This window comes from Shewanella sp. YLB-07, assembly GCF_009377275.1.
The window spans coordinates 370,750-397,566 of sequence record NZ_VOQB01000001.1; the positions used below are offsets into that span (position 1 = coordinate 370,750).

23 protein-coding genes are annotated in these 26,817 nt (G+C 42.5%); 12 read left to right on the forward strand and 11 right to left on the reverse strand.

Translation table 11 applies throughout. The features are described from left to right. Window positions 1–7: 7 nt before the first annotated feature. Window positions 8–1,048 (reverse strand): formylglycine-generating enzyme family protein, encoded by a 1,041-nt coding sequence (locus FS373_RS01465; protein WP_144047425.1) that lies wholly within the window; start codon window positions 1,046–1,048, stop codon window positions 8–10. A 255-nt stretch (window positions 1,049–1,303) separates the two neighbouring features. Here FS373_RS01465 and FS373_RS01470 point away from each other — a divergent pair, with 255 nt between their 5' ends. Continuing rightward, window positions 1,304–1,645 (forward strand): hypothetical protein, encoded by a 342-nt coding sequence (locus tag FS373_RS01470; RefSeq protein ID WP_227992503.1) that lies wholly within the window; start codon window positions 1,304–1,306, stop codon window positions 1,643–1,645. An 837-nt stretch (window positions 1,646–2,482) separates the two neighbouring features. On the opposite strand, the gene FS373_RS01475 is transcribed toward FS373_RS01470, so the two are convergent. Both FS373_RS01475 and FS373_RS01480 read right to left on the reverse strand, forming a co-directional pair. Continuing rightward, entirely contained in the window at window positions 2,483–3,223 is a 741-nt protein-coding gene (locus tag FS373_RS01475; RefSeq protein ID WP_144047424.1) for a glutathione S-transferase, read from the reverse strand. Between the two features lie 175 nt (window positions 3,224–3,398). Beyond that, window positions 3,399–5,675 (reverse strand): peptidase U32 family protein, encoded by a 2,277-nt coding sequence (locus FS373_RS01480; RefSeq protein WP_144047423.1) that lies wholly within the window; start codon window positions 5,673–5,675, stop codon window positions 3,399–3,401. A 251-nt stretch (window positions 5,676–5,926) separates the two neighbouring features. Between FS373_RS01480 and FS373_RS01485 the strand changes: the two genes are divergently transcribed. Continuing rightward, entirely contained in the window at window positions 5,927–6,358 is a 432-nt protein-coding gene (locus tag FS373_RS01485) for a GNAT family N-acetyltransferase (protein ID WP_144047422.1), read from the forward strand. Between the two features lie 82 nt (window positions 6,359–6,440). Beyond that, window positions 6,441–7,817 (forward strand): leucine-rich repeat-containing protein kinase family protein, encoded by a 1,377-nt coding sequence (locus tag FS373_RS01490; RefSeq protein ID WP_152828895.1) that lies wholly within the window; start codon window positions 6,441–6,443, stop codon window positions 7,815–7,817. A 10-nt stretch (window positions 7,818–7,827) separates the two neighbouring features. Here the strand turns inward: FS373_RS01490 and FS373_RS01495 are convergent, their stop codons facing one another. Both FS373_RS01495 and FS373_RS01500 read right to left on the reverse strand, forming a co-directional pair. Further along, the gene (locus FS373_RS01495) at window positions 7,828–8,067 is read right to left on the reverse strand and encodes a DUF3624 domain-containing protein (protein WP_144047420.1); all 240 of its coding nucleotides are present in this window, start codon (window positions 8,065–8,067) and stop codon (window positions 7,828–7,830) included. Between the two features lie 74 nt (window positions 8,068–8,141). Further along, window positions 8,142–9,014, reverse strand: coding sequence for a 1,4-dihydroxy-2-naphthoate polyprenyltransferase (locus FS373_RS01500; protein WP_144047418.1), 873 nt, complete (start codon window positions 9,012–9,014; stop codon window positions 8,142–8,144). Between the two features lie 330 nt (window positions 9,015–9,344). Between FS373_RS01500 and FS373_RS01505 the strand changes: the two genes are divergently transcribed. From FS373_RS01505 to ompW, 6 genes are all read left to right on the forward strand, one after another. Further along, entirely contained in the window at window positions 9,345–10,250 is a 906-nt protein-coding gene (locus FS373_RS01505) for an SDR family NAD(P)-dependent oxidoreductase (protein ID WP_152828896.1), read from the forward strand. A 195-nt stretch (window positions 10,251–10,445) separates the two neighbouring features. Then, window positions 10,446–11,312, forward strand: a complete 867-nt coding sequence (tesB, locus tag FS373_RS01510) for an acyl-CoA thioesterase II (protein ID WP_144047416.1) — start codon at window positions 10,446–10,448, stop codon at window positions 11,310–11,312. Between the two features lie 64 nt (window positions 11,313–11,376). Beyond that, window positions 11,377–11,772: a YbaY family lipoprotein gene (locus tag FS373_RS01515; RefSeq protein WP_144047415.1), complete on the forward strand. Its 396-nt coding sequence runs from the start codon at window positions 11,377–11,379 to the stop codon at window positions 11,770–11,772. Between the two features lie 195 nt (window positions 11,773–11,967). Continuing rightward, window positions 11,968–14,178: a hypothetical protein gene (locus tag FS373_RS01520; protein WP_144047414.1), complete on the forward strand. Its 2,211-nt coding sequence runs from the start codon at window positions 11,968–11,970 to the stop codon at window positions 14,176–14,178. A gap of 69 nt (window positions 14,179–14,247) precedes the next feature. Further along, window positions 14,248–14,802, forward strand: a complete 555-nt coding sequence (locus tag FS373_RS01525; RefSeq protein ID WP_322619449.1) for a nucleotidyltransferase family protein — start codon at window positions 14,248–14,250, stop codon at window positions 14,800–14,802. A gap of 309 nt (window positions 14,803–15,111) precedes the next feature. Next, a complete protein-coding gene (gene ompW / locus FS373_RS01530) occupies window positions 15,112–15,756 on the forward strand; it encodes an outer membrane protein OmpW (RefSeq protein WP_144049054.1) in 645 nt (214 codons plus the stop codon). Window positions 15,757–15,882: 126 nt separating this feature from the next. Here ompW and FS373_RS01535 read toward each other — a convergent pair whose 3' ends face one another. Then, window positions 15,883–16,650: an SDR family NAD(P)-dependent oxidoreductase gene (locus FS373_RS01535; RefSeq protein ID WP_152828897.1), complete on the reverse strand. Its 768-nt coding sequence runs from the start codon at window positions 16,648–16,650 to the stop codon at window positions 15,883–15,885. A 571-nt stretch (window positions 16,651–17,221) separates the two neighbouring features. On the opposite strand from FS373_RS01535, the gene FS373_RS01540 reads away from it, so the two are divergent. Continuing rightward, entirely contained in the window at window positions 17,222–17,629 is a 408-nt protein-coding gene (locus FS373_RS01540) for a hypothetical protein (RefSeq protein WP_152828898.1), read from the forward strand. 354 nt (window positions 17,630–17,983) lie between these two features. On the opposite strand, the gene FS373_RS01545 is transcribed toward FS373_RS01540, so the two are convergent. From FS373_RS01545 to FS373_RS01565, 5 genes are all read right to left on the reverse strand, one after another. Beyond that, window positions 17,984–18,403, reverse strand: a complete 420-nt coding sequence (locus FS373_RS01545) for a GNAT family N-acetyltransferase (RefSeq protein WP_152828899.1) — start codon at window positions 18,401–18,403, stop codon at window positions 17,984–17,986. Between the two features lie 312 nt (window positions 18,404–18,715). Then, window positions 18,716–19,555, reverse strand: coding sequence for a DUF2971 domain-containing protein (locus FS373_RS01550; protein WP_194165805.1), 840 nt, complete (start codon window positions 19,553–19,555; stop codon window positions 18,716–18,718). A 547-nt stretch (window positions 19,556–20,102) separates the two neighbouring features. Beyond that, a complete protein-coding gene (locus FS373_RS01555; RefSeq protein WP_152828901.1) occupies window positions 20,103–20,591 on the reverse strand; it encodes a DUF6680 family protein in 489 nt (162 codons plus the stop codon). A gap of 417 nt (window positions 20,592–21,008) precedes the next feature. Further along, complete coding sequence (locus tag FS373_RS01560; protein WP_152828902.1) at window positions 21,009–21,770, reverse strand: DUF5677 domain-containing protein; 762 nt, start codon at window positions 21,768–21,770, stop codon at window positions 21,009–21,011. A 585-nt stretch (window positions 21,771–22,355) separates the two neighbouring features. Then, entirely contained in the window at window positions 22,356–23,705 is a 1,350-nt protein-coding gene (locus tag FS373_RS01565; protein ID WP_152828903.1) for a toll/interleukin-1 receptor domain-containing protein, read from the reverse strand. Window positions 23,706–24,963: 1,258 nt separating this feature from the next. Here FS373_RS01565 and FS373_RS01570 point away from each other — a divergent pair. After that, on the forward strand, window positions 24,964–25,365 hold the full coding sequence (locus tag FS373_RS01570) for a YbaY family lipoprotein (RefSeq protein WP_144047408.1): 402 nt from the start codon (window positions 24,964–24,966) through the stop codon (window positions 25,363–25,365). Between the two features lie 69 nt (window positions 25,366–25,434). After that, window positions 25,435–26,379 (forward strand): homoserine O-acetyltransferase MetA, encoded by a 945-nt coding sequence (metA, locus tag FS373_RS01575; RefSeq protein WP_152828904.1) that lies wholly within the window; start codon window positions 25,435–25,437, stop codon window positions 26,377–26,379. The last annotated feature ends 438 nt before the right edge of the window (window positions 26,380–26,817 follow it).

A 26,817-nucleotide genomic window follows, 5' to 3' on the forward strand; every position in this document is an offset into this window, starting at 1 on the left:
GGTAATATTATTCAATCACAGGAGTGCTTTGCTGCACTGCGCAGCGAAAACCTGTTAAAGTATATTTACTATCAATTGGATCTATTGGGCTGAAGGCGCGGGTGGTGACGACCAGACCTTGGCCTCCTCTGACCACTTTATCGGTGCCTGTTTCCGGCCCCTGAGGATTATCTTCTGGTGAGTGTTGGTAATAATCCGCCGAGAACCAGTCATTAACCCATTCCTCCATGTTGCCGGACAGGTCGTGAATGCCCAATGGGTTAGCCGGCCAGCTACCGACCTCGTCAAATCCTGAGCCGTAATTGACCTCCTCGGGGAGGATGTCGACATGGCGGCCTAACTCAGGTGCATAATAAGTGCCATTGACGCGCTGCACATAACCATTGTTGGTGGCGTAGTAGATATTTTTTCCGCGGTTGCGCGCCGCATACTCCCATTGGGCTTCGGTAGGTAAGTCAAACTTGTAGCCAGTGAGATCGCCCAGCCAGAGGCAGTAGTTTTTGGCTTCTTGCCAGCGTTTCGTTGGCGAGGGATCATTTTTAATTCGTTGAGTTAATCCCTCATACAATACACGAGCTTCGGCACGAGCAAGCTCTATGCCATGGGCTAAACGATATGCATCGGCCCCATAATGTGTGGTTTCATATTTGGCCAATGAATAGCTATCCAGTGTGACCTTGTGCTGATAAATTGCGCCATTTTTTCTGGAGATGAAGTTGCTATAACATGTTGCCTCAGGGGTCCAGTCCATGCGACCTTTATCGATAATGTCACAAGGGGTTCGAATATCGCCCATTATGAAACTGCCGCCTTCAATCCACACCATGTCTTCCATGGATTTAACCGCCACATCTAATATTTGCAGCTTAAGCTGTTTATCCATCTTGGGATAACTGGCTTCTATCTTGGCTGAAATGGCCTTGATATCATCATCTGGCACTGAGCTACTGGTGATGAGGGGGGGATTCAAATCACCAGCGCCACAAGCTGTTAAGAACAAGCTGGTCATTAGGCCCAGAGTCAATGAATTTAACCGATAAAATCTCATGAGTATCATCCTTAATATTTTTGGTTATTTTAAACTCATTCAGTCATTTACCAAAGAAATAAATCAAATTTAACTCAGCTAAATCAGCTTGAGAAATACCAGCTGGAAACATTAGAGGGTCAGATTCGTGAGCGCAGATTTGACTTAGGTTTTGACTTCGGCTTTGACCTTAATGAAAGTCTGAGCCGGATATCTTGGTTTTGAGATCTCTTTATTAAAGTCTCTTTATTGAGAGCCGTAAGGCCCGGTGCTAATATGATATTCGGTTCAATTTATTTTCGTATTCGAGGTGTTGTGATGGACAAGGTATGTAAATGGGTATTAGTGGGTGTAATGTTGAGTTTTTCTCAGTTAGCCAGTGCTGGAATCGTTAATCCGGATTGTACTCCTGAGAAAGCCGCCAAAAGTGCAGTTGCAAATGCCACTGTCGGCGTTAAAGGTCGATGCTCTCCTGCCGAAACGGCTAAAGACGCTACGACTAAAGCGGTGAATGAAGCGTTACCTGATGAGGGCGTTGCGGGTAAAGCGGTGGATATGGCCAAACCGAAAAAACATGACAGTGTGATGAAGAAGGCGACTAAGGCCGTCATCGACTGATTTATGCGGCTTTCTCCTGAAAAATAAATTTTCTGAAGGATTCTTCTGAAGAGAATTTCCTGTATTTATTAAGAAGATTAGGTGCTTGCAGTCTATTAAGAATGAATTCTTTAGTTGATTTTTTGACGAGTAAAAATAAGGCCATCGAAAAATATTGATGGCCATCTAGTGCTTAATGAGCTAGAGAATTGCTTGAACTTTTCTTCGCAGCCTTTGCTGCTTTCTTCTCTTTTGCTGTTAAAAGTGGTTTCTTTTTGACATTTTTTTTACTGTCTTGACCTTTACTCATAATACTTTCCTTTTGAGGTAAACTCTTAAACCTAAAGTTAGTTTGAGCCAACCTAAGGCTGAGGTTACGCAGTGACCTTTATTCAAGCTAGAGGTTAATGCATAACTATATCAGTATGCCTCTACAGACGATCAATTGATAGGAATAGCTTATATTAGCTGGTCGGTATGTGCATTGCTGTATCTAATACCAGTTCCATTAAGTAAGTGATCATTCAGCGGGAGTTAAAAACGCTGTAGGCAAGTAAGGGGATTGAAGCTAATAGTTATTCTCGGCAACAAGCTCCTGCGTTGCTCTACCTCCAGCATCCATGCAGTCGTATATCGAGAGCCACTTACGCAGCATAAAGTGTTTTTAAACCCGCACTACGTGAGCTTCTCAGGACTTCCACTTCTGCGTTGCATTGCCTCAAAAGGAAATAACCATTTCTTCAACAATGCGCCTTGAATTTAAAGCCCTGAGAGAGCTCTGAATTGATTATAAATTTAATGGAATTGGTATTGCATAGCACTTTACATGGAACATCAATCAGGCGAGCTACATATTTTTTAACCAAAAGGATACGCTTCTCCAGTCTCTGAATAGAGCGGAAACTTTTTCATCATTCTGGAAAACAACGGCCGGTTTAAATGGTCTTTTAACCACTGTCTAAGTAAGGGGTAGGGAGATTGCAAATACCAATGACGGTCGACTCGAGCGAACTGACGCACGAAGGGCAGTAGTGCAAAATCAAGTAAACTTAGGTTGTCGCCCATTAGGTATTGATGTTGTGACAGGCGTAGCTCTAAGGCTTGTATAAATGACTCGCACTCTGTTCTCAAATCGGCTTCGGTGTCTTTATGGTAGCGTTTGGCATCTTTATATTGCTCGAGTAACGGCTTGAATACTTTATCGTTATAGCTGATAAATTCGAGCATGATGGGTAGCGCTTCAGGTGTTTGGCTCAACAGCAGATCATCGGGGTCGTTTATATTCAGTGCCCAAAGCATGATATCGACACTTTCATCTATGATCCTTGGCGGTTTTCTTTTGTTTGCGCTCTCGGCCTCAACCTTAACCTTAACCTCGATTCCACTCACACTCGTACCGCGATCCTCTATCACATCCTCAAGTACCAGCACGGGTACCGTGCCCTTGGGGGAGAAAGCTAGCATCTCCTGGGATTTATTTTTAGTGACTACGGCTTTGAGCATCACCTTTTGCTTAGCAAGTAACAAGCCTAAGCGGGCTCGCATGGCATAGGGGCAGTGCTGCAGTGAATATAGGGTAGGTAAAGGGAGCTGGCTCATGGGTATTATCGGCTCTTTAATACTAATCGGTAAATATTTAGGTCGATTATAGGCGAATAAGTGTATAGGTGCAGAGGGAATGAGGAAACTGGCTTATCAAAGAAAGAGCAGCCTATCTTGATAAATACAGATAGGTTGCTCTTCCTACTTTATTCTAAATTATGATATTAATCGGTTACAGACCTTGTCTGTATTGAGCATGAGTCGATACGGTCACCATGGTATCTAGCTGAACCTTAGCGTCTTCACTGCCTAGTAGCAGGCTTTCAAAATGTTCAATAAGCTGAACCTTATCCAGCTTGGCTTTAGAGCCTGAGCCGATATCGGTCAAGTCGATAAAGAACTCATCGAACAGGCTAGAGTAGTCATTGATCACATCCAAGTTTAAGAACTGTTCGTCGTTATAGATGCTCGGGTAACCGCCTTTTTGCTTATCGACGGCAAATGAGATCCCTTTGACATTGGTTATCGTGGTGGCTTTCTCACATTTGAGCATGCAGCCATCTTCGATACTCGGCTTGTTACAGCCTACAGTCTGCTGGAAAAAACATTGGCGGCTGGTCATCATCAAAATGGGATGATAGATGCTGTAAAGCAATTTAAACCCTGCCGGACGTTTCAAGTTCCTTATCTGCATACGATTAATCTCGTTAGAGATAAAGGCGCCAGCACAGTTCAAGTCTTCCTGAAGGGTACTAAGGGCATAGGAGTTAGTGGTATTTAAAAACGGTCCTGCTATCCACTCGATGCCCATCTCGAACGCTTTATAGGCAACGCCGGTGTTATTGCTGACGATACGTGCGGGCTTAACTTCTTCAAGAATTCTCACGGCTTCGATATAGTCTTTACCGATCAATACCGCCGGAAACCAAGGGATGAATCTCGGGTTACGCTGCAATAGCTCGATATATTTATCGCAGTTTTTCTTAAAACTCTCGGGCAACTTAAAGTAGATGTCCGCATCGGTAACATCGCCGAGGTGGGCATCTTTCTCATCACAAATCAACAAAGAGAGGCCTGGTTTTTCGTTTACTTTGGCATGCTGTTGAAGTTTTGGTAGCTCGACGGGTGGGATCACATCCACCGAGTTATTGAGTAGAAAGGCTAGCTTATTTTTTAGCGCCGTCAGCTCTTTAAATGGAATGCTCAGGCCAGTAGACAATTCACAGAAGTCATAATCCTGTATGACATAATCGGCGTTATTGAAACTTCTGAAGCGTTTCTCCAGTGCCTCTGCGTCTAATGGCGATTTATCCGAGGCACGCAGTACGGAATCCGATTGAATTGAGAATGTTTGAATTTGATTGTCTTGTTCGACCTGATTCGAAATGGTCTCGACTCTTGCCTGTATGGAGAACGGTTGATCTAACTGACCCGTGAAACTTAAATTGAGGAGCATCTTGTCGATATTAAGATATTTGATCTTATCTTCAAGGCTGGCACCCAGCTCATTTTTATCGGTTTTGAGTGTTTGCTTTACTGCTTGGATCTGCACCACTGAGATGGCGTTTTGTTTCTCTACCGCATGGTTAACACTGTTATCTCGAGGGTTATCGATAAACATATCTTTAGTGAGATTACCCTTCAAGAATGAGTTGGTAAAATCACGGTTAAAGACCTTGTACAGGTTAGTGTCATCTTCGAGTAACTTACCGGTATCAACAAACTGGTTGATCTGCTTGCGCCAGCTATCGACTACTGTGTAGACATAGTGTGCACCCTTGATGCGGCCTTCAATCTTAAGTGAGTCGACCTGAGCATCGACTAACTCTGGTAAGTCAAAATAGGCTGAATTGTCTTTTAGATTTAAAGGATATTTATTGCCCGCAGCCGTTTCTTCGTACTCATCTCGACAAGCCTGACTGCAACGGCCTCGGTTACCTGAATTACCGACGCTGACTGAGCTCGAATAACATTGGCCCGAGAAGGCGATACAAAGGGAGCCGTGAACAAAGACCTCGGTCAACATATCATGTTCATGGGCCAGAGCCGTGAGTGACTTTATCTCACCTAAGTTCATTTCTCGTGATAGGTTGACGCGTGAAGCACCGATTCTGCTGAGGAAGTGTATCTGGCCTTCATTATGTGTGGTTAGCTGAGTCGAGGCGTGAATGTCTAGAGTCGGGAAGTGCTTCTTAACCAGGTTAAACAGACCGAGATCTTGAACTATGATGCCATCTAAGCTGGTGTTGACTAATTGATTCAGTAACTTAAATAGTGCCGGTAGTTCATGCTCCAATATCACCACGTTCAGAGTCAGGAACACTTCACATTCATACTGATGAGCGAGCCTTAAGATGCCACAGAGATCATCAAATGAAAGGTTGGCGGCACGATTACGGGCATTAAATGTGTCTAAGCCACAATAGACGGCGTTGGCACCGGCAACAATAGCGGCTTTTATTGCTTCAACGTCACCGCCAGGCGCTAACAACTCAATTTTTCTACTCATCCCAGACTAACTCACTCAATTATTCGATTATCATTTTTTGAGGGGCGATTTTACCCGCATCCCGTAAGTAATGCCATACATTAGGTTTCGATGGATTACTTAGCTGAGCACTAATGGCGATTTTTCTCCTGATTTATTAACTGCATCAGGCTATTAAGTTGAATTATCGTCATGTTTCTCTTTGTTATTTGATTTTCCAAGCTTGAATGATTAGGTTCAATTTCAAGAAAGTAACAAAAGGCAAGTTACCCATGAACCACGAGATACACTTTCAAGAAACGCTCACACAAGATGAACAGCAAATATTGTGGGACGGGATAGAGAAAGCCATTAGCGCCAAAGTGGGCAAAACGGGTCGATATGAACTGTGTTTCTTATTGCGTGATGAGCAGGGAGAAATATTGGGCGGGGTACAAGGTAATTGTGATAATTGGGGCTGGCTGTGGATTGATTCACTCTGGGTGAGTGAGTCATTGCGAGGGCAAGGTTTCGGTAAGAAATTGCTAGAGACGATTGAAGATAAAGCAATTGCTCTCGAGTGCACTCACTCTCACCTAACTAGTTTTACCTTTCAGGCTGTGGATTTTTACAAGAGCCTTGGTTATTCGGTGTTTGGTGAGTTAGCAGATTATCCGAAAGGGCATAGTCGATGCTGGTTGAAGAAGGAACTGGTGGATCGGTAAGTGCATTTTTCATCCCTTTCTCAAGATGAAGATATGCTATATCATGTCGCGCTATTTTCAGCATTAAGTAGAGTGATCAGGTTTGCAAACATTAGCAGCACTTAAAAATGGACAGTTAACATTGACGATACGTTTACAGTTAGCCGAAAACCTAACTGAATTCCCCAAGGAGATCTTCGATTTAGCTGACACATTGGAAGTGTTGGATCTCTCTAATAATTGCTTATCCAGTTTACCCGATGATTTGGGTCGGCTGACTCAGCTCAGGATCCTGTTTCTCTCAAACAATCAGTTTGAAACCTTGCCTAAGGTGTTAGGCGATTGCCCTAAGCTTGAGATGATAGGCTTTAAAGCGAATAAGATTCGCACTGTCGATGAAGATGCGTTGCCAGTGCAGACTCGCTGGTTGATTTTAACTGATAATAAAATCGAGACTCTGCCTAATTCCATGGGGCTACTGTATCGCCTACAGAAACTCGCTCTGGCAGGGAATCGTCTCTCGTCGCTGCCTGAGTCGATGGCCAATTGTAAAAATCTAGAGCTAGTACGTTTATCTGCAAACCAGCTTACTCATTTGCCCGATTGGTTACTGCAATTGCCAAAACTTGCTTGGCTTGCATTTGATGGTAATAAGCTTAGTTCCATGGATAAAATATCCTTAGCTGTACCAGAGATGCTCACGGTCAAGATGACAGATATCGACTTAGCCGAGCAACTTGGCGAAGGAGCATCCGGCGTCATCTATAAGGGCAAGTGGAATCGTCAACCCGTCAGGTTACTTGGCACGCCAGAATTGATTGCGATAAAACTGTTTAAGGGGGAGGTCACCAGTGATGGTTATCCTGCCGATGAACTCGCCTGTTGTTTGCAGGCGGGCGAGCATATTAACCTTATTAAAGTCATCTCTCAGATAAACGAAAAAGAGCATCTGGGTCTGGTGATGGAATTGATCCCGCCGAGTTTCTTTAACTTAGGTTTACCACCATCTCTGGTGACTTGTACGCGAGACACCTTCGAGTCCGGGACTCAGTTTAGCGTGTCACAAATCGCAAAAGTCGTGCTACAGATGGCGGCGACGATGACACATCTGCACAGTCAAGCTGTGAGCCATGGGGATCTTTATGCCCATAACACCATGATTAATGCTGATGCCGAGATGCTATTTGGTGATTTCGGTGCCTCGTCGGATCTATCTGTCCTACCTCAGCTACAAAGAGAAGCGATGCAAGCCATAGAGGTCAGAGCCTTTGGCTGCCTAGTGGACGATCTCTTGTCAGTGAATGCGAAACACTTAAGTGATGATGCTGAGATATCGGGCAAGCAAGCGCTTTTGTCTGTGTTATTGCAAATGAGAGACAGCTGCTTACATGATGAATTTGCACTTCGTCCCAGATTCTTCGAGATTAGCGACAAGTTACAATCAGCGGTTTTGGAACTTGTGAGTGAAGCCTTGCATTAAAGTAGAGAGTTTAAGTTTTGTGTGTAAGTGAACGATAACCAAGCACCAAGAGGTGAAGCAGCAAAAGCCCTGTGAAGCTGATACAAAAAAACAGTAGGGCAATGGACTCGACATGAGAAACTCGTTCGCTATAGAGAAACCACCACAAGGGCCAGGCTATAACTGACAATATTGCCAGTTGCCACATACAAGCCTTACAGCGACCCAGTTTTTGCCTGAAAATTGATGATTCGCAGCTGTTACAGGTCATATATCACAATCCTACTTCTAAGCTTAGCGGCGCATAAAGCGCCTCTATTCAGCAGACATTCGTCAGCATGACTCTTAGACAAAGAATAATCCAATACTAAACAAGGCACTGAAAATCATGGTGAGCTTAGCGGTGCGGCCGAGTAACGGGTTTAACGCCTCTCCTGAAGTCACACTAAAATCACTGCTTAGTTTACGCGCTAATATCAATGAAAAACCCGCGAGTAGGACTGGGGTGCCAGGTAGAAAACCGAGAAAGAAGCTGCCAATAATAAGCGCGAAAGGTAAGTAAACCAAGGCTTGATAGACTACTCTTGCTTGACCTACCCCCATACGAACGGCCAAGGTTTGCTTACCCGCTTTGGCGTCAGTTTCAATATCCCGGGTGTTATTTACCAGCATTATCGCCGCATTTAAGCAGCCTATTGCACTGCCTAATATCCAGGCCGCTGTGCTGGTTTCACCTGCTTGTAGAAAATAACTGCCAACCACGGCCACTAAACCGAAAAAGACAAAGGCCGCCACTTCACCTAAACCGTGAGATGCCAGCGGGTATGGACCTCCGCTATAGCCAAGAGCACCGCAAATGGCGGCAATCGCAAGCAGCGCAATGGGCCAACCTCCATGGTAGATGAGATATGAGCCAACGATAAGCGCCAGTATCAAGCTAAGCACCATGGCGTTGCGGACTTTTTCTGGTGTAAGCAAGCCACTTTGGGTCACCCGCACCGGTCCTAAACGTTCTTCGGTATCGACACCACTCTTAAAGTCAAAGTAATCATTAGCCAAGTTAACTGCAATTTGTAACAAGATAGCGCAAAGCATAGATGTACAGGCGATTAACAAGCTGAACTGATCTAATTTGAGGGCTAATATGTTTCCTACCAAGAGAGGCCCAATTGCCGCCGGCAGTGTACGAGGCCTTATGGCCAAAATCCAAGGGTTCATTTATTCGATTCTTATGGGGGAGCATCTATATGCAGATGCCCACTGGCTATTAATGGTCATATCATATCAAGATGAAGGACTCTAAGCGATCGCCTTATTGAACGTGACTCGGCTTAAATATCAAGATTAAGGATAAATGTTTAAAAGGAATCGGATTTTGTTATCGGCTTCAAAGAAATGACCCAATAGATATGCTTCTATACTTAAACTTGACAAGTTAGCTGGGTAAGACGGTTCAGCCGAAGGAGTCATAGTTTTACACTGATTTACATGCTTAATTTATCCATGTTTACAGTTCGTTTAGAGGCTATTCATTGAGGAAAAGTATCGATGCGTTTTGATAATAGGGTCGCTGTGATAACGGGAGCGGGATCGGGTTTAGGTCGAGCCTATGCCCTTGCTTTAGCCGAGCGTGGTGCCAAGGTGGCATTGATTGACTCTGGTACTGATAAGACTGGAGTCAGCTCTGGGTTAGAGAGCAGCCATCAAGCCGTGCTAGCGCTGGGTGAGCAATCTATGCTATTTAACTTAGATGTCAGCGACTTCGCCGGCGTCAAACAGGCCGTGGCGGAGATCATTAGTCACTGGGGGCGTATCGATATTCTAGTCAATAATGCTGGAATTCATGCTCCCTGCGACTTTGATAATCTAACTGTCGATATGTGGCAGCATCAGTTAAATACCGATCTTAATGGTAGCTTCTACATGACCAAGGCGATATGGCCGCAGATGAAGCGGCAAGGCTATGGCAGGGTGGTAATGATCAGTGCGGCCAGTGGTTTGTATGGCGATATGCATGAAACCTCATACAGTGCCAGCAAGATGGGCTTGATAGGTTTAGTTAACAGCCTCTACCTCGAAGGAGTTGATCACAATATTAAGGTCAACACCTTAACGCCCCACGCCCTGACTCCAATGACAGCAAATCGACTCGCATCTTCGGTAAAGCCGCTTTTCTCTAAATCATCAATCACGGCGAGCATGATGTTCCTCTGCGGTGCAGAAGCGCCTACGGGTCAGCATTTACTCACAGCGGCAGGGAGTGTCAGTCACGGTCAATTTACCGAGTTCAAGTCTTGTTATTTACCTGCCGAGGCATGTAAGCCTGAGGCGATACAAGATAGTTGGCAGCAGATATATCAGGCGCAGCCAGTTAACTTACACCGAAGTGGTGAGGATCAAATACTCGCCTGGGCCAAGAGAGGAGCAGGCGAGCGTCATATTACAATTGAATGAAAACTTGTCTATGACAGGAATCTTTTGCTTAGTTTGGTGTCAGACTCTCTAAGCTCTAAGAATGAACGGATAAGCTGTATCTAGCTTGTGTGTCACTAGGGCGGCTTTCCCCCTCCTCACTCAGTAAAACTCTGGCTTGAAGACCATTATGTGAGTTAAGCTGTGTGGCTGTTGATTAGGTGTGTGAGGCATGCAGTGAGTCAGGTATTAAATGATCTATTATCTTTACTCTCTTTAGAGCGAATCGAAGAGGGGCTATTTCGAGGTCAGAGTCAAGATTTAGGCTTCGGCCATGTCTTCGGTGGTCAAGTGATGGGGCAGGCTTTAAGCGCAGCCAAACAGACTGTTTCGGCATCACGTCAGGTCCACTCTTTGCATTCCTATTTTCTTCGTGCCGGTGATGAGAAACTGCCTATCGTTTATGATGTTGAAGTCATGCGTGATGGTGGGAGTTTCAGTGCAAGAAGAGTCAAGGCGATTCAGAAAGGTCGGCCTATCTTCTACATGACCTGTTCATTTCAAGAGTTTGAACAGGGGCTTGATCATCAAGATAAAATGCCTAATGTACCTGGCCCTGAGGGTTTACTGAACCAGCAGGAACTGGCCATGGCACTTCAAGATAAAGTGCCACCTAAAATGTTGGAAAAATTTATGGCAGATGCACCGATTGAGATGCGTCTGGTCGATGCCTGTAATCCTATGGTATCGACAATCACAGAGCCTAAACGCTATGTGTGGATCAGGGCCAATGGCCAAGTGCCAACAGACTTTTCGGTCAACGAATATTTGTTGGCTTATGCGTCGGATTTCAACTTTCTGGTCACGGCAGCGCAGCCTCACGGGGTCTCCTTTCTGACTCCTGGCATGCGTATGGCGACGATCGACCATTCTATGTGGTTCCATCGACCACTGGATCTGAATGACTGGCTGCTTTATAGCATAGAGAGCCCGAGCGCCAGCGGTGGCAGAGGCTTTGTTAAAGGGCAGTTTTTCAATCAGAAAGGTGAGCTAGTGGCATCTGCGACGCAAGAAGGTTTAATGCGCATGGTTTCGCCAAAATAGCGCAGGCGAGACAGGGAAATATTGATGGCTCAATTGGGCCGTTTGTTGAAATAAGGGTTTTATAATGTTGGTAATGTTGAAAAGAACCATAATATTATTGGTTTGTGTCCTATCGCTTTCGGCCTGCGTGACAGTAGAGGCAGAGCCGCCGATTATCATTAATGGTGCTGCTGGATATTTGGAGAAGATTAATCTGCCCCAGGGGAGCAAGATCACCATCGCCATCATAGATATGGACACTCCTGGTGCAATAGTAGCGCAGAAAAGTTTCGATATTGCCAGAGCGCCGGTGCCGTTTAAATTTATTTTACCGGCTGAAACGGTAGAAGAAAATATAAACTACGGGGTCGTTGCTATGATCCTGTATCAAAATCAGGTTATTTTTCAGACTTATGATAGATTCCCAATTATTAGCAATGGTAAATACACTACGGAAGTATTGATGAAGGCGGTTAGGTAGTTAACTTAGTTCATTAATACATCATTGAATTAAAGGGGGCTTAAGGCCCCTTTTTTGTGGCTGACATTTGGGACGTTAGATGGGAAGTTAGATGATGAGGGTAATTATTTAGATTAGCTATTTTCAAGCAATGTTACTTGATTGTGAATATTGTATGCAATAAGCTGGTGTTAACCTTTTCACATGGAGTGTCTTGTGCGATTTATTGGTAGCCATCAAATTATTAAAAATTTCGAACTAATGAGCAGCCCTGAGCCAGACAATAGCCTTGAGCTAAATAACAGCTCTGAGCGGTCTAACTGCAATGAACCGAATAGCCAGACTGGTCTCTTATGTGGGGGAAAGTCCAAGGCCACTCATCAGGATATCCAGGCATTGTTACTGCTTGTCTCCGGGATAATACTGTTCTTGATTGCTGGCTGCACTGATGAGAAGGATATATCCACTAACGATGCCAAAATAGCTAAGGTCGAAGAGGTACAGATCCCGGCAAAGATAGCGACGTTTAATCAATTTTGGCAGCTTACTGATAACGGCATTCACTGGTCTGTGAATTCACCACATCAAGATCAGCTAGAGATGAGTGGATTGCAAGTCTCCGCGGTTATTGATTATGGCTTGGGAACAGATGGCAACTTGGTGCTCGAAAAAACCTTAGTCTGGCCCATGTTGCGCACGCTGCCAAACGATACCCATGCCAGTTTGATTCGCAATTTTTCAAGCCAAGTCGCACCCGATATTTATATCGATGAGGAGCGAGTCACACACGGCGGCCTCAAGGATGTGATGTTTGATGGCCAGTTGACCTTAGTACAGATGCTGAGCACAGACCTCAAGTTAACCCGAACCATTTCTGTTCACCCAAGTGAACCCGCATTGATTGAGCGTTGGCAGTTTGAAAACCAAGGTTCAGATGTTCTGGGTTTGCGATTAACCCCATTGAGAGAATTGGAGACCACTTTAGCGAGTCAAGGTGAATATGGCAGCTACCAGATATCTGTTGATGCAGATGAGCTAAATAGGCGGCTTTCTGCCGGAGACATTGTGGAGCACTTTATTGTATACAGTGCCAAGTTAGCCGATGAAATGATCTATATCGAACCTGCACGAGCACTTGAGCAAAGAGCACTACAAGTAGAAGCTTGGCGCAGCGCACTTAAACTTGAGACTCCAGATCCCAAGATTAACCAGATGTTTGAGTTTGCAAAATTCAGAGCCACAGAATCAATTTTTTCCACTCGAGGCGGTTTAGCTCACGGCCCAGGTGGTACGCGTTATTACGCCGCCATTTGGGCTAATGATCAAGCCGAGTATGTGAATCCATTCTTCCCTTACTTAGGCGATAAGCGAGGCGTTGAGTCGGCCTTAAATAGTTTTAGCTGGTTTGCTCGTTACATGAATTCAGATTATAAGCCATTGCCATCTTCTATCATCGCCGAAGGGAAAGGTTTTTGGAACGGGGCTGGTGATCGTGGAGATTGCGCCATGATTGCCTATGGGGCCAGTGATTTTTCGCTATCCCTAGGCGATGCCACAGCGGCTAAGCAGTTAATGCCCCTCATCGATTGGTGTCTTGAATATAACCGTCGACAGCGAATAGAGAGTGGGGTGATCGCCAGTGATAGCGATGAGCTTGAGGGGCGCTTTCCAGCTGGTAATGCAAATTTAAGCACCAATGTCTTGGCTTATGGCGGTCTAATACGAGCCGCTCGACTCAAATCTGCGTTAGGTGAATCTTCTGAGGGCCTGTTGGAAGAAGCCAAGCAGTTAAAATCTGCAATTATCAAATATTTTTCAGCTGAAATCAGCGGCTATCAGACTTACCGATATTTTGAGGGCAACAATAAGCTCAGGGCCTGGATTGCATTGCCATTAGCCTTCGGTTTCGATGCGAATAAGCAGGGGACGATCGATGCATTATTGTCTGACAAATTATGGACGATAGATGGCTTGCTGACTGAAGAAGGTGATAAGACATTCTGGGACCGTTCTACCCTGTATGGATTTAGAGCCTTAATGAAAGTCGGTGAACTTGAGCGGGTTTGGCCCTACTTCGAGCACTACAGTTACAAGCGATTGACTGGGGAACACGTTCCTTATGCTGTAGAGGCTTGGCCTGAGGGAGAGCAACGTCACTTATCGGCAGAAAGTGGTCTATATGCCAGGGTGGTTGTTGAAGGTTTATTCGGCATAGAGCCTATGGGATTCAATGAGTTTCTGCTCGCCCCGCGTCTGCCTGAGCATTGGGATAAAATGGCATTACGGAAAATATACGCTTTTAACGGGCCCTTCGATATTGAGGTTCACCGACAGGAGAAAGCGTTTACTGTTGATATTTTGCGTAATGGCAATCTGGAGCAATCCTTTGTTTGGGATGGCATAGCGCCTTTTACTGTCAAACTATAGCCCAGTCTTCTAGGTTTCATATCGGGTATAGATTAGTATTTATCATCAGTTTCTTAACTTGGACAAAAAGTGAATTCAAGGTCGACAAGGCAATATGAGATCGAGCAATGGCTGCAACAGGATTCAGTCAGGATGGAAGCCATAGAGTTTGCAATTAAGCTCAATCTGCCTCAATGGTTATTAGCTGCTGGGTTTGTGCGCGATCTGGTATGGGATAGGTTACATGGGGCGTCGAGCCATCTTCTTAATGATATCGACCTCATCTACTTCGATGCGGATGATCTCAGTGAGAGTCGAGAGAAAGCCTATGAAAAGCAGCTAGAGTCATGGGCGCCTCATCTGCCCTGGTCGGTTAAGAATCAAGCGAGAATGCATATTCGAAACTGTGATGCACCTTACACTAGCTGTGAACATGCCATGTCATTCTGGCCAGAATGTGAGACGGCGATTGGTATTCATGTATCGCGACAAGATCATCGCTTCGATTTTGTTGCACCTTTTGGATTTGAAAGCCTGTTCGACTTAAAGCTCACCCATAATCCTAAGCGTGAGCTGTCACTATTCAATGTAAGAAAAGACCAGAAAGCCTGGTTAACTCGATACCCTAAACTACAATTAGCCTGATCCCTCCCACTGTGTTTCTTTTGGTTAACCTTCACTTTTTCTGTCTGTAGCCTAATTTTTACTACGTCCTAGTGAATACACTAGGACTTTGTTAGCAGTGAGATCTAAGTCATTAAATTATAAGGTGCATCTTCAATGTTTGTTATTAAAGTGTGATGCATGTCACCTTGGGGTACTTATAAGTAGGTATCTAGCTTGCTTATTGATTTGGATCAACTTGTTACAGGTTTAGATCTGGCAGGATGCCGACAAATGTAATAAGCATGATAATAAAAACGACAATTAGTCTTGTATTAATGGAGTAGTATGATGAAAAAAAATATCATTTCCGGATTAATCGCGGCCGCCCTACTGGCTACAGGTTTTACAGCTTCTGTTTCGGCTCATCAAGCTGGTGACATTATCATTCGTGCCGGTGTTGCCGTTGTCGCACCGAACGATTCTAGTGAGCAGGTAGCGGACTTCGGTGAATTCGGCGTGAGCAGTAATACTCAATTAGGGCTTAACTTCGGCTATATGTTGACCGATAACATAGGCATTGAGTTGTTAGCGGCGACACCATTCAGTCACGATATTTCTCTGCCTGGTGAAGGTAAGATAGCCGAAACTAAGCAGCTACCGCCTACCTTAGTAGTCCAATACTATTTTGGGAATGCTGAGTCCAAGTTACGTCCTTACATAGGCGGCGGAGTTAACTTCACTAACTTCTACGACAATGAATTCACCAATGATCTGGGTGGGGCGTTATCGGATCTGAGTATGAGCAGTTCGTGGGGGCTAGCAGCTCAGGTTGGCATCGACTATCAAGTGAATAAGAACTGGCTAGTGAATGCCTCTGTCTGGTACGCACAAATCAGTACCGACGTGAAGTTCAATCTTGGCGGTTCGCCGACGACTATCGAAACCGATATCGACCCTTGGGTTTATATGGTCAGCGTAGGTTATACCTTCTAAACTCGTTTCGTAAAAAAGATTCGTAAAGCAAGTTTAGTAAAACCTGCTTCGTAAATCAAAACAAAGGAGCCAATTGGCTCCTTTGTTGTTTTGCTTTCACTGCTTATTACGAGAGCAGTTATCGACTTATTTCTTGCCTTCGGCTTTGGCCGCGAGGCGCTCCGCTTTAGTACGCCAGTGACGCGTATTGTAGATAAATTCAGGCAATAGCTTAGTCAACCAGGCCACCAGAAGCCAACGCTTAGTCACATAGACCTTACGTTTCGCCTTTTGCATTGCTTTAATGATTTGCCTAGCCACCTCATCGGGTGGGGATAACCATAAACGGCTCTGCTGCATCGCGGCCTTATCGAGTAAACCTAGCTGAATATCTGTAATAGTAATTGGTAATTTTAGTCTTTGGGCATGCATACTTAAGCCATCTAAGTAGTTGCTGGCGAAGGCTTTAGAAGCATGATAAGCCACACTCGGGCCACCACGTAGGCCGGCAATGGAATTGATTGCCGCGAGTTGGCCATAGCCTTGATCTCTAAATAGCTTAAATGCTGTGTTGCAGATAGCCGCGTAGCCCTGAACATTGACTGTGATGATATCTTGCTCAGGCAGCCAAGGGAGCTGTGGGTCATAACTGTTTAAGCCGGTATTCACTATGACTAAATGCGCGCCGCCTAGCTTTTCCCAGACTTGTTCGAGAGTGGCGATGATCTTCTGCGGTGCAGTGATTTCGAGTGGGAAGACATGTGTCTGAGTAGGAAGCGAGTCGACAAACTCTTGCAGTGAATCCGGGTCTTGTGCCAGTAGGGCAAGTTCAACACCTTGACTCGCAAGTTGTTTGGCAATTTCACGGCTCAGAAGGGAGTTCGCCCCCACGATAATGGCAGTTGCTTTGGTCATTAGGCTATTCGACTTAATTTGGGTAGCCCATGATAGGAAGATATCAGTAGGAGGACAAGGCTAATGACTTATCGCTGTGAAGCGAGAGGTATATTGTCAGCTAACAAGTTGCAAATTATCTTTTAGCCTCAAGCGTTTTGCTTTTACTTCCATCCTCAACAACCTCAATAACAATGCTTATGTTTTTGCATTGGGATTTGATGTGCCCAAGGAGGACTCTCCGATAACAGAAGGGCTAAAGCGTCTGCAACAACTGCAAAGCCTAACCGTTATGGAAAAAGCTAATGCTAAGCAAACTGCAAACTGCAAGCTATGAGCCACCTAAATTGCCACTAGAAAACTGCCTGAGCGAAGATGATTTTTTGATGGCTTGTAAAGCCAGCTTAAAGCGCTTTTAATTGAAAACCTATGGCTAATCGAACGGTATCAACAGCTACTCGATATTAGTAACTGGCAAGACAGCACCCATTACAACGCCTTTATCAATTCCCTGCCATTTCGAAGCCTGCTAGCCGCACAGAAACTCTATCTTCTCGATGTTTATCAAAATAGAAATAGCACAGCGCCGAGCTTGACCGCTCAAGCTATCGAGCAAGATATGATGTTTTGGCAAAGGTTATCTGTAAACACTCATATATTGAGCAGTAAGGTGGCCAGCGCTGGCGCTATGTCGGTAAATATGAAACTTGGCGAAATAATTATTAATCAGTTAGCGCTAGAACAAGAGGCCGTCGCTATACCTGAAATCTGGCAACTGCCCATGTCACCTCAAGTGTTATCGCTAAACAATGCCAAATTGGGTGAGTGGCATTACTTCACTAAGATAACTGAGGCCACTCAAGTCGTCGATAGCAACACAGACATAGCAATACAGGCCGTCGAGTTTCTGATGCTCCCACCAAGATACAGCCAACCGCTACGCAGTGATTCTCTTGGGCTCAAAGCCCCAGGAAGACTGCCAAATCAGCCTATCGATTGATACCATTAGTCAGTATATCTTCAATCCCATAGGGAAAATTACTCTCTGTTCAGGAATGCCCTCATTTGACAGCTACCAAGCAAGCCTTGATAGACTCGATCAACATAGGGCCAGCCTAGCCCTCCAGTTTGAGCAAGAAACCACAGATACTAAAAACAATACACAATAGTGAGCAAGTTTAGTTTTACTGATAATAATCCTTATTGATAACTATTTTTAACGGGGACGGCTTATACTGTGATTACAAGTGGCCAAACTTGTTCCTGGACAGAAATGGGTTAAAGTTAAAGCTCTTAAAATGATTTTTGATATTAGGGAAAGTATGGCAATAGGACAGGCCGTAACATGGGCTTGTTATAAGCTCAGTTGTTTTTGTAAAAAATAACTTGTGTGTCCTTGAGGCATATTAGATAACTCACCAAAAACTGAATAGCCTGCTTTAACGTAAAACCCTAAAGCTTGAAAAGTAGTTGTTTCGAGGCGAATATTGGTCGTATTTTTTGATAAAGAATATTTTTCCATTTCCGATAAAAGTTTTGCTCCCCAACCGTCTTTACGAATACTTTCATCAACCCAAAGCCCTTGAATGTACATCCAATTCCAGTTTATTTCTCCCAGAATACCTCCAACAATGACACCAGAATCATTTTTCACAAAAGACGAAACTGTCTCTCTATGTACGGCCCCAGTAAAAGATTCATTATATTTAGTTAGACCAGCTTTTAAAGCTTCAAAGTCATTATCTTTAGGCGGTAAAGGTTTTGTTATCTCCATGCTATGCACTCCAGTTGGCATATAACCCCCATATCTAGGGAATCCCAAGGTATCATTCAAATCGTCATCGTCATCGTCATCTTCAAAAGAAAAATAGTGTTAAAAGGTATTGGCGAACACAAAAAACTCAAATTAAGCTGGCAACTCATGGTTTCTATCAATACGTTGCCAACAATATAGAGTGTGCCTATAACGATGCAGTACCTTAGGTCAAAGGGTAAAAGTGCTTGATATTTAATCGCATGAGATTAAACCCTGTGAAACGCCATGGTAATTTCAAATTCCTCTGATGCATTCACACTGGACGCGACTCTACAAGTTCGACAGCGGACGCTTCTTTAATTGTATGAACTCTAAATCGAAGGAATTGCTAGATAAGTTAGCCTGCCAAATTCTTGGATTGAAATTACTCTTTAAAATTATTTCTAACACTGCTTGTTTATCTATATTACTAATTTCTGAGCCTAGGTATACATCCGTTATTGTACTAGAATGCAGCAATAGTGACTCCCCATCATTAGGTAATCTCATTGCACTTGGTACGAACATGGTCCTGTATTCATCTTCATACTCCCAAGCTTTTGCTTTAACTAATACTGGCTTGAATGCTCTTTCATCTGGAGGTAAAGGAAAGGTAATCTGAGGATAGTCATTGCTATACTCAACCTTATATGCAAACGCAATCGGCATTATGGTGGCATCAAACTCAACACAAATTCCTTTATGTGAGTTAGCATAATGAGACCAAAACAGTAAGTTTTTTTTATTAGTGGTAAAACTGCAAATTCTTAATTCGTTAAATATCTTCGCAGTGGCAGATGCGATTGAAGTAGGAATGAAGTTTGGGTCTTTCATAGAGTTACTTATCAAAGTTTCCGCATTTTTCCTACTCATTCCATTATTCCGAGCAACTTTCTTAAGGTGTTCCCTTATTGCCCTAGCGTTGTTTTTTGAATTATCCATCGTGAAGTGAGGCTTACCTTCAAATGGATCATTAAACCCACTAGTCAAAGAATGATATAACTTATTTTCAATGAAAAGGTGCTCTAGAAACTCAGTATTTTCTGAGCATATCGGCATAAAACGAAAAAGAGCACTGACCTCGCTTTGGTCAGGCCAAGGATGAACTTGTTTAAACTCCTCGATGCTCAAATGTCTTTCCTTGTGCATAACCGCGTATTAGCGAAAATCCCGATAAACACTCTAGCAACACTAAGGTTGATTAGTCGTCAAATCGATATTTATTCATAGTGATTTTAGTAACTTACCACTAAATCCATCGTCAGGCAATTGAATGTGGAATGGGAAAACTAGAATTTAGATAATTTAAAATTCTAGGGGCTCGTTAAACTCTATTAGCGAAAAAATAAACTTTATTTTCAGTCTCTTATGGTGAACAGTTTAGTTCGTTGAGAATTTACATGTTTTACATAATGAAAAAAATGAGTATTTAATAGGTATTTAATTATATACGTACCTAGTCTTTAGGCATCTATAGGCATCTATAGGCATCAAGTCAAATGGCAAAGTTGATTAGAAAGTGTAAGACCATATTGGCTGATCTATGATGAATTTACTTATCCTGTTAACACGTAAAAGAGCAGTAATATGTCAGTCACTTTCCTAAATTAATAATCAGCAAATAACCTTGCATGGAAAGTTGCTTCACTCACTGTTCAATATTGATGGAGCAGATCAGTTAGGATTGCAGTTCGTCTTTAGCCTTAACTTGCTGTTGCAATGTTGTTTCGAGGAGTCTCAAATGCAACTCTTTAGCTTTGGCTTCGTTTTCACGCGCGTTGTTTAACCATTTTGGAGAATAAGAAGACGTGATATGCTCCCACGTAATTTGATCTTTGTAGCCAAGTTCATTCGCCATCACTTCCAACAATTTTGTATGGCTATTTTGAACTTTATGAAGATCTGGCGGCGACATATGGTATGCATCATATAGATTTCTCCACGCTTCTCGAACCTTACTGCGATCATAGAATACTACATCAATGCTATTTACAGATTTAACGTAATCCATGTTTGCATTGTTTTCCCTAGTCATCATCAACGTCTTGAAGATATCTAGACGATCTTGTCTAACCTGATGCTTTTTATTTAGCCACAAAGTTACCAGCACGGCGACAAGAGGCGAGGATACGATAGCTATTAGCTCAGGTAGATTGTTTAGTTCCATTAATGAAAATCACCTACAGTTCAAATATTTGAACATAGTACTTCTAAGACGATGAAATGTATATTATCTGGTACCGCCCTAACGAAACTTAGATGGAAAGGGAAGCTAAGTTGATATAATTCAGCCTGTTTAATATGATGAGAGAGTGCTTTACGAAGTCCGATAGGATAACTCTTAGTAGGGAAAATACACATCAACAGGATATGAATGAGTATTTAATCTAACGCACAATGGGGCAGAAATGACTTAGAGCGATCACTCTAAGTCATAAATGGACAAAAATGAGTTAGTGTTTAGGCTCTAACTCTTGAGCTTTTGGTTAGATAAAGTATTGTAATTAGAGATGCGTTAACACTCGGCTCATCGGCGATCGAAGTTAGTCTGTAGGCCAAAGCAGGAATGAAATGCAGCCGTTTGTTAGGCTTGAAGCATAGAAATATATTCATTTTTTAGATTCTCAAGGTCATTTTTTATACCAAGTTCGTGATGTGAATTGTTCCGTTCCATGACTTGGTATAGGCATTGAAAAGCGACTGCGAGAGGAGAACAAAGCATAGAATTTACACTATCTCGATAAATAATCCCATTACCATCTCTTTCTATCATTTGCCCGATTGAAGCTACCCCCCAATGCTGCCAATCAGAATATGGCGAGTAAAGTTCAGCGTATAGATCAACTCCACCAACATCTTTGGAAATAGCCTTCAAAGATTTACCACACCGCCAATTTTTATGAAAAGGATCTTCATTTTCAGGAATAGGCTTGTCTTTGAATTTATTTAACTTGAAATTATTGCCATTCTCGATAATAAATTTTTCGATACGGCTAGCATACTCAGGGTCTACATCCCTTCCGTTATTGATCATATCACGAGCAACTCGCCAATCATTTATCCAAGCATACCCCCTCCATTTAAAAGCCTGTTCAGGCTCCTTAAAACACCATAATAGCTGAACTAATCCTTCAATCATTGTTCTTGAAATTAGTTGTACATCAGGGTGTGGAAGCAACCTCAATATTGCAGACATATGATCGTTTTGTTTACTCAAAAAACATTGCGACATAAAACCAAGATGATCCGTATCATCTAGACTACAACGAGTATTATCTTGGCAAAAAACTAGCAGCTCCTCACAATGACTTTTAAGCAAACTCAGTTGATGATCGGAATATCTCATTCTTTCTACCACCTCTTAGAAGCCTTACGCCTTTGATGCCCATTTTTAGGCTTACGAACCTATTGCTGCTTTACAAACAGGACAACTACGGAATCGACTGTTTACACTATTAGTCATACTTTTACTGCGCTTTGAATCCCAACAACCTCAGTTATACTACTTTTTTCTCCGACGAGCTATAGGGCAATCAGTCTTTGGGCGGTGAGTAAAACGGTCAAAATCGATTAGAAAAAGTCAGGCTATGTTTGACTGGTTCTGGATCGCCTAGTTGTTGCTACCAACACATTTTGGGACAATTCTGAATGACATGCTTTACCGTCGCCCTACAACTCAGAGAAAATCAGCTCAAAACTTGAATCAGATAATGATGCTTTCCATATTTTTGGACACAAATGGCTTAGTGTTAAAACTCTAATTTATAATGTTTTGGTTAGGGAAAGTATAGCAACTAGGGGATGCCGTACCACCGCACTGAGGTGTGAGCAACGCCGAAACCATTACGCCTTAAAATGACAAACACTCGGTAAACTGACAACGCTGAGTGTAATAAATAGTGTTGATGTAATTGTTTATGTTCAATTTTCGCTATAGCCCTTGAATTTGAGTTTCTAAAACAAAAGCTTTTCTTTTACACTCATCAGCTAATTTTGAATCTCCAATAACAGTATTCAATAATGTTTCATAATTTTTGTATGCTGCGTACAATAAGCGATTATCCATTTTCTCAGTTTTTATAATTTTCTCGTAAGCTTGTGAGGCCGTCTTAGCATCCAAACTGTTCCTAATGTTATTAGAAAGTAATAATGCATAGTTACATAGTAATTTATTATCATCAGGTCTAATAAATAACGCTTTTTCTAACAGTTCCCTTGCCCGTTTTGGATTGTTTAATCTAATAGAAAGCAACACAGAATAACCATGTAATGCTTCTACATGTGTTGGGTTTATTTTTAATTCTTTTTCATAATATACTTTCGCAGTGCCATAGTCATTATAATGAAAAAGTACGAAATTTGCGTAATTACTATTAACATCTTTATATTTTGAGAACTCACTTACAAGTTTTTCATAAATACATTTTGCATAAGTTAACGTTTTTTCATCTTGTGATTTAGCATATATAGTTGTTAGTAACAAGCCGTAATTTGACAACGTAACATATCGTTCATTATCTAACAATTGCATATTCAATAGTTTTTCATAAATAACTTTTGCATCATTATCATGTGAATACCTCGCGAGTATCACTGCTTTTCTAAATGAATTTTCAATTATCGTTTTATTATCACATGAACTTTTTAGTACCTTTTCTATCTCAAATAAATCACGTTGATCAAGTACTTCTCTCTCATTGTCTCTATTGTTAATAACGTGTAGGGTTTTAGCCACGTATAGTTCTGGTAGTTTAATGAAATCTAATAATGATTTAAAACCTTCTTCAGATAAATCTTTATATGTTTTAGAATTCATATCCTTTATGAAATTGACAATTGGTATTATATTATTTTTTATTTTTTCAATCTTTATTCTTTGTTCCTCTAGCTGACTAATCATCCTCAAATCATCAACACTTCGAATATCCATCTCAATTTGTTTGAATTTTTCATTCCAAAATTTAGCAATTTTTGTGCTAACAATTTCTGAGTATGTTTCAGAATCCTTAACAATGGGTAATATTTTATTCTTCTCATCAAATAATAAATTGAATTCATAAAGGCAGTTTTCAGATTTAAAGTAATCTGAACTTACGATTACCATTAAATAATCTTTCTCAATAGCTGAGTCCATATATTGCTTTAAGGAATCTTTGTATTCTAAACGTCTAATATCCCTAAACAGTTCAACTCCAACATCTTTGAAGAAAACTTCAATATTATCAACAATTTCCCTATCTTGATGATTATATGAAATAAAAATAGTTGACTTCTTTTTCATTCAAACTCCACGCGAATATACTTACAATATAAGTTTTTTAAACATGACATTTGTTATAATGCGCATGCGCAGTTACTTCATTAGGCCAGTAAAAACACGAATAGCTAATTGTTTAACTCACAACGGTTTTTACGATTACCTCCAATGCACATTTTGTGCGAAATGAAAACGCACACTTTGTGTGCCCACTTGTCCTAAAACCATGCGTAATCTATTTTAGTCCTTTGAATTTACACTAATTTGCATTTTTGCTCAATAGTAATTAGTGAGCCGTTAGACGTGATTTCTGTGATGTCTGCAAAAATCTAATATCACAGTCTAAACACTACTGAACAGATAAAATGACCTTTCCCGCTGATGAGAATAAATATCGAAAAAAGGTTGAGGAGATATTTAACCAAGTGCAAGCGCTAACTCATTTTGGGGCATAAGTGAGTTACGGAACACTAGCCATAACCACAATCGAAGAGAGAAATAACCGAGTGCAGGTGCGGCTGCGGACTTCGGCTTCAAGGATGAAGCCGCAGAGCGTATAGGGATATATTCACAGCGCGCCGCAGAAGTAGCTGCACATTCCTCGCCGGACAGGCGTTTGGTTACATTGAAGGTACGACCTTCAATCACAAATCCCAATACGAATTAAGCCAAGTGAATCGAACAAAAAATGTAATCAGTCTTCATTCGAAGGCTCGCTAACTTTGGGGCAGAAGTGAGCTAGGAAGCCTAGTAATAAAGCTAAATCGAAGAGACCCCATTCTTGTAGAACAGCCAGGTGTAGATGCGGCTACGAGCTTCCAAAACAGGGCCAAAAATGTTCCCTACATTTTTCGGCATTTCCACCATCCGTGGCGGTCAGATGATTTGGCAGAGCCCACAGGGATGTGCTTGAATGATATCCTATCTAAAGGCCAGTTCGGCATCCATGCCTCTCGTTCATAAGCACATGGCTACGCCATATTCACCGTTTCGTAGAAGTATCTGCACTTAAGCACGCTGCAGGCGATAGATTACAATGAAGACTAAACCTTCAAACACACTCCCCAATACCCACTCAGCCAAAAGCTAAACCAGAAAATTTCATTCAGCTTAATTCGAAGCCTGCTCTCTTGGTGGGAATTTAACTGGCCATGGTTACAATATGCCAATGTATGTGGTCTGCTTTAGTTTTAAGCGCATAGTAGAATAATATTTGAGCCAGTCATTTTACAATGGACGTATGGACATCTAGAGGTCTTAATGTATGATTAGGAGAGATACAATGAAAAAATGGTTGAAACTGGTTTTACCTTTGGTCATGGCTGCTGCAACTTTAGTAGGCTGCGCAACACCCAACGCGGTTGTCGAGATACAGGGAGAGATTTGGTACAGGGAGCGCATCGCCTTGCCACAAGATGCTGTGTTGACGGTCCAGGTCAAAGATGTGTCCTTGATGGATGTGCCTGCAGTGGTAATGGCTGAGATTGAGAGAAGTGATGTGACTTCTCCTGCCCCGTTTCACTTTTTGATAAACAGAGATCAATTTGAAGCGGGTCATACCTACTCGATAGGAGCAAGCATTCGCCTCAATGACAAGCTGATGTTTATCAATACTCAAGCGTACAACATAGATTTAGGCTCAACAGTGCCTATGTCTATCATGGTAGAAAAAGTGGGTCGCTAAGCCGGATTACTGATTTAGCCACATTTTTCTACTACTTGGTTAATCAAACGATAGAGGATGAGGCGCTGTATGCCGGTTAAAATTCCCGATAATCTGCCCGCGGCAGGTATTTTAGAGTCAGAAAACATTTTCGTCATGTCCGAGACTCGAGCCGCGAATCAGGACATTCGTCCGATGAAAGTGCTGATCTTGAATCTGATGCCCAATAAGATAGAGACAGAGACTCAGTTACTGCGCTTATTGGGGAACACACCACTACAGGTGGATGTGGATTTGCTGCGGATCCACGATAAAGAATCTAAGCATACCTCTATCGATCATATGAATAATTTCTATCGGGATTTTGAGGCGGTTAGCCATAAAAATTACGATGGCCTGATCATCACGGGGGCTCCTCTGGGGCAGCTCGAGTTTGAAGACGTGACCTATTGGGATCATATACGTGAAATTATCGACTGGTCTCAACGCCATGTTACCTCTGTGCTTTTTCTATGTTGGGCGGCTCATGCGGCACTCTATCACCTGTATGGCTTGAATAGAAAACTGCTCAAGTCTAAACGTTCAGGGGTCTTCCTGCATCAGCGAACCTGTCAACATTACCCTCTGTTACGCGGTTTCGATGATGAATTTTTAGCGCCACATTCCCGGTTTGCTCAGATGGATATTGATGAACTTAAGGCCCACCCCGCTCTGCAGGTGTTAACGGAATCCGATGAGGCTGGGGCTTATATGGTGCTCAGTACCAATAGCCGAAATCTGTTTGTGATGGGTCATCCCGAGTATCAGAAGGCGACGCTTAGAGATGAGTACCTACGGGATCTCGCCGAGGGGCTTGAGCCTGAAACCCCACAGAATTATTTTAGAAATAATGATCCTAAACAGGAGCCTGTCGCTCGCTGGCATGGACATGGCAGCTTGTTGGTCAGTAATTGGCTCAACTATTATGTATATCAGTTAACCCCCTATAATCTGGATGATATGAGTGCCATCACCCCCTGGGAGGAGGAAGTGTAACCTTTCTAATTATAAGGGTATTTTGAAGAATCAATTGAATAACATAAAAGCTACCTAGGTGGCTTTTGTTTTGTCTGCGATCAACCATGATTGAATCGCTGGACTGTGGAATATCAGGTTTACACCTAAGCCTGTTCTAGTTGTAAAGGCTATAACTTCCCGACTTGGCTCAGTCTAAAGTGCTGGCTGACTTGTCTATAAAACACGCTGATTTATATGCGTGTTCATCGTCTTAATTTTTTTAAAATCAAAAGAAACAGTTTGTTAAGACCTTAGCTTAATAACGTCGATTTTCATTCCAGCCAGGTTCTGCGATCTCGTCAATCACTCATCTAGACTAAAGGATTGGTCTAGGGGCGAACGAATACGACTTGTGAATGATATGTTGTTATTTTGTTGTCTCACTTGTCTTCCTTCAGGTAGAGTTTTTTACCTTGC

Bases quoted from the DNA above. Each gene is read 5' to 3' on its own strand.
- FS373_RS01505 (WP_152828896.1), top strand. From the start codon at position 9,345: ATGCGTTTTGATAATAGGGTCGCTGTGATAACGGGAGCGGGATCGGGT.
- FS373_RS01475 (WP_144047424.1), bottom strand. From the start codon at position 3,223: ATGAGCCAGCTCCCTTTACCTACCCTATATTCACTGCAGCACTGCCCC.
- FS373_RS01485 (WP_144047422.1), top strand. From the start codon at position 5,927: ATGAACCACGAGATACACTTTCAAGAAACGCTCACACAAGATGAACAG.
- FS373_RS01555 (WP_152828901.1), bottom strand. From the start codon at position 20,591: ATGGAACTAAACAATCTACCTGAGCTAATAGCTATCGTATCCTCGCCT.
- metA (WP_152828904.1), top strand. From the start codon at position 25,435: ATGCCGGTTAAAATTCCCGATAATCTGCCCGCGGCAGGTATTTTAGAG.
- FS373_RS01465 (WP_144047425.1), bottom strand. From the start codon at position 1,048: ATGAGATTTTATCGGTTAAATTCATTGACTCTGGGCCTAATGACCAGC.
- FS373_RS01470 (WP_227992503.1), top strand. From the start codon at position 1,304: ATGATATTCGGTTCAATTTATTTTCGTATTCGAGGTGTTGTGATGGAC.
- FS373_RS01570 (WP_144047408.1), top strand. From the start codon at position 24,964: ATGAAAAAATGGTTGAAACTGGTTTTACCTTTGGTCATGGCTGCTGCA.
- ompW (WP_144049054.1), top strand. From the start codon at position 15,112: ATGAAAAAAAATATCATTTCCGGATTAATCGCGGCCGCCCTACTGGCT.
- FS373_RS01565 (WP_152828903.1), bottom strand. From the start codon at position 23,705: ATGAAAAAGAAGTCAACTATTTTTATTTCATATAATCATCAAGATAGG.
- FS373_RS01515 (WP_144047415.1), top strand. From the start codon at position 11,377: ATGTTGGTAATGTTGAAAAGAACCATAATATTATTGGTTTGTGTCCTA.
- FS373_RS01535 (WP_152828897.1), bottom strand. From the start codon at position 16,650: ATGACCAAAGCAACTGCCATTATCGTGGGGGCGAACTCCCTTCTGAGC.
- FS373_RS01545 (WP_152828899.1), bottom strand. From the start codon at position 18,403: ATGGAGATAACAAAACCTTTACCGCCTAAAGATAATGACTTTGAAGCT.
- FS373_RS01500 (WP_144047418.1), bottom strand. From the start codon at position 9,014: ATGAACCCTTGGATTTTGGCCATAAGGCCTCGTACACTGCCGGCGGCA.
- FS373_RS01495 (WP_144047420.1), bottom strand. From the start codon at position 8,067: ATGACCTGTAACAGCTGCGAATCATCAATTTTCAGGCAAAAACTGGGT.
- FS373_RS01560 (WP_152828902.1), bottom strand. From the start codon at position 21,770: ATGAGATATTCCGATCATCAACTGAGTTTGCTTAAAAGTCATTGTGAG.
- FS373_RS01480 (WP_144047423.1), bottom strand. From the start codon at position 5,675: ATGAGTAGAAAAATTGAGTTGTTAGCGCCTGGCGGTGACGTTGAAGCA.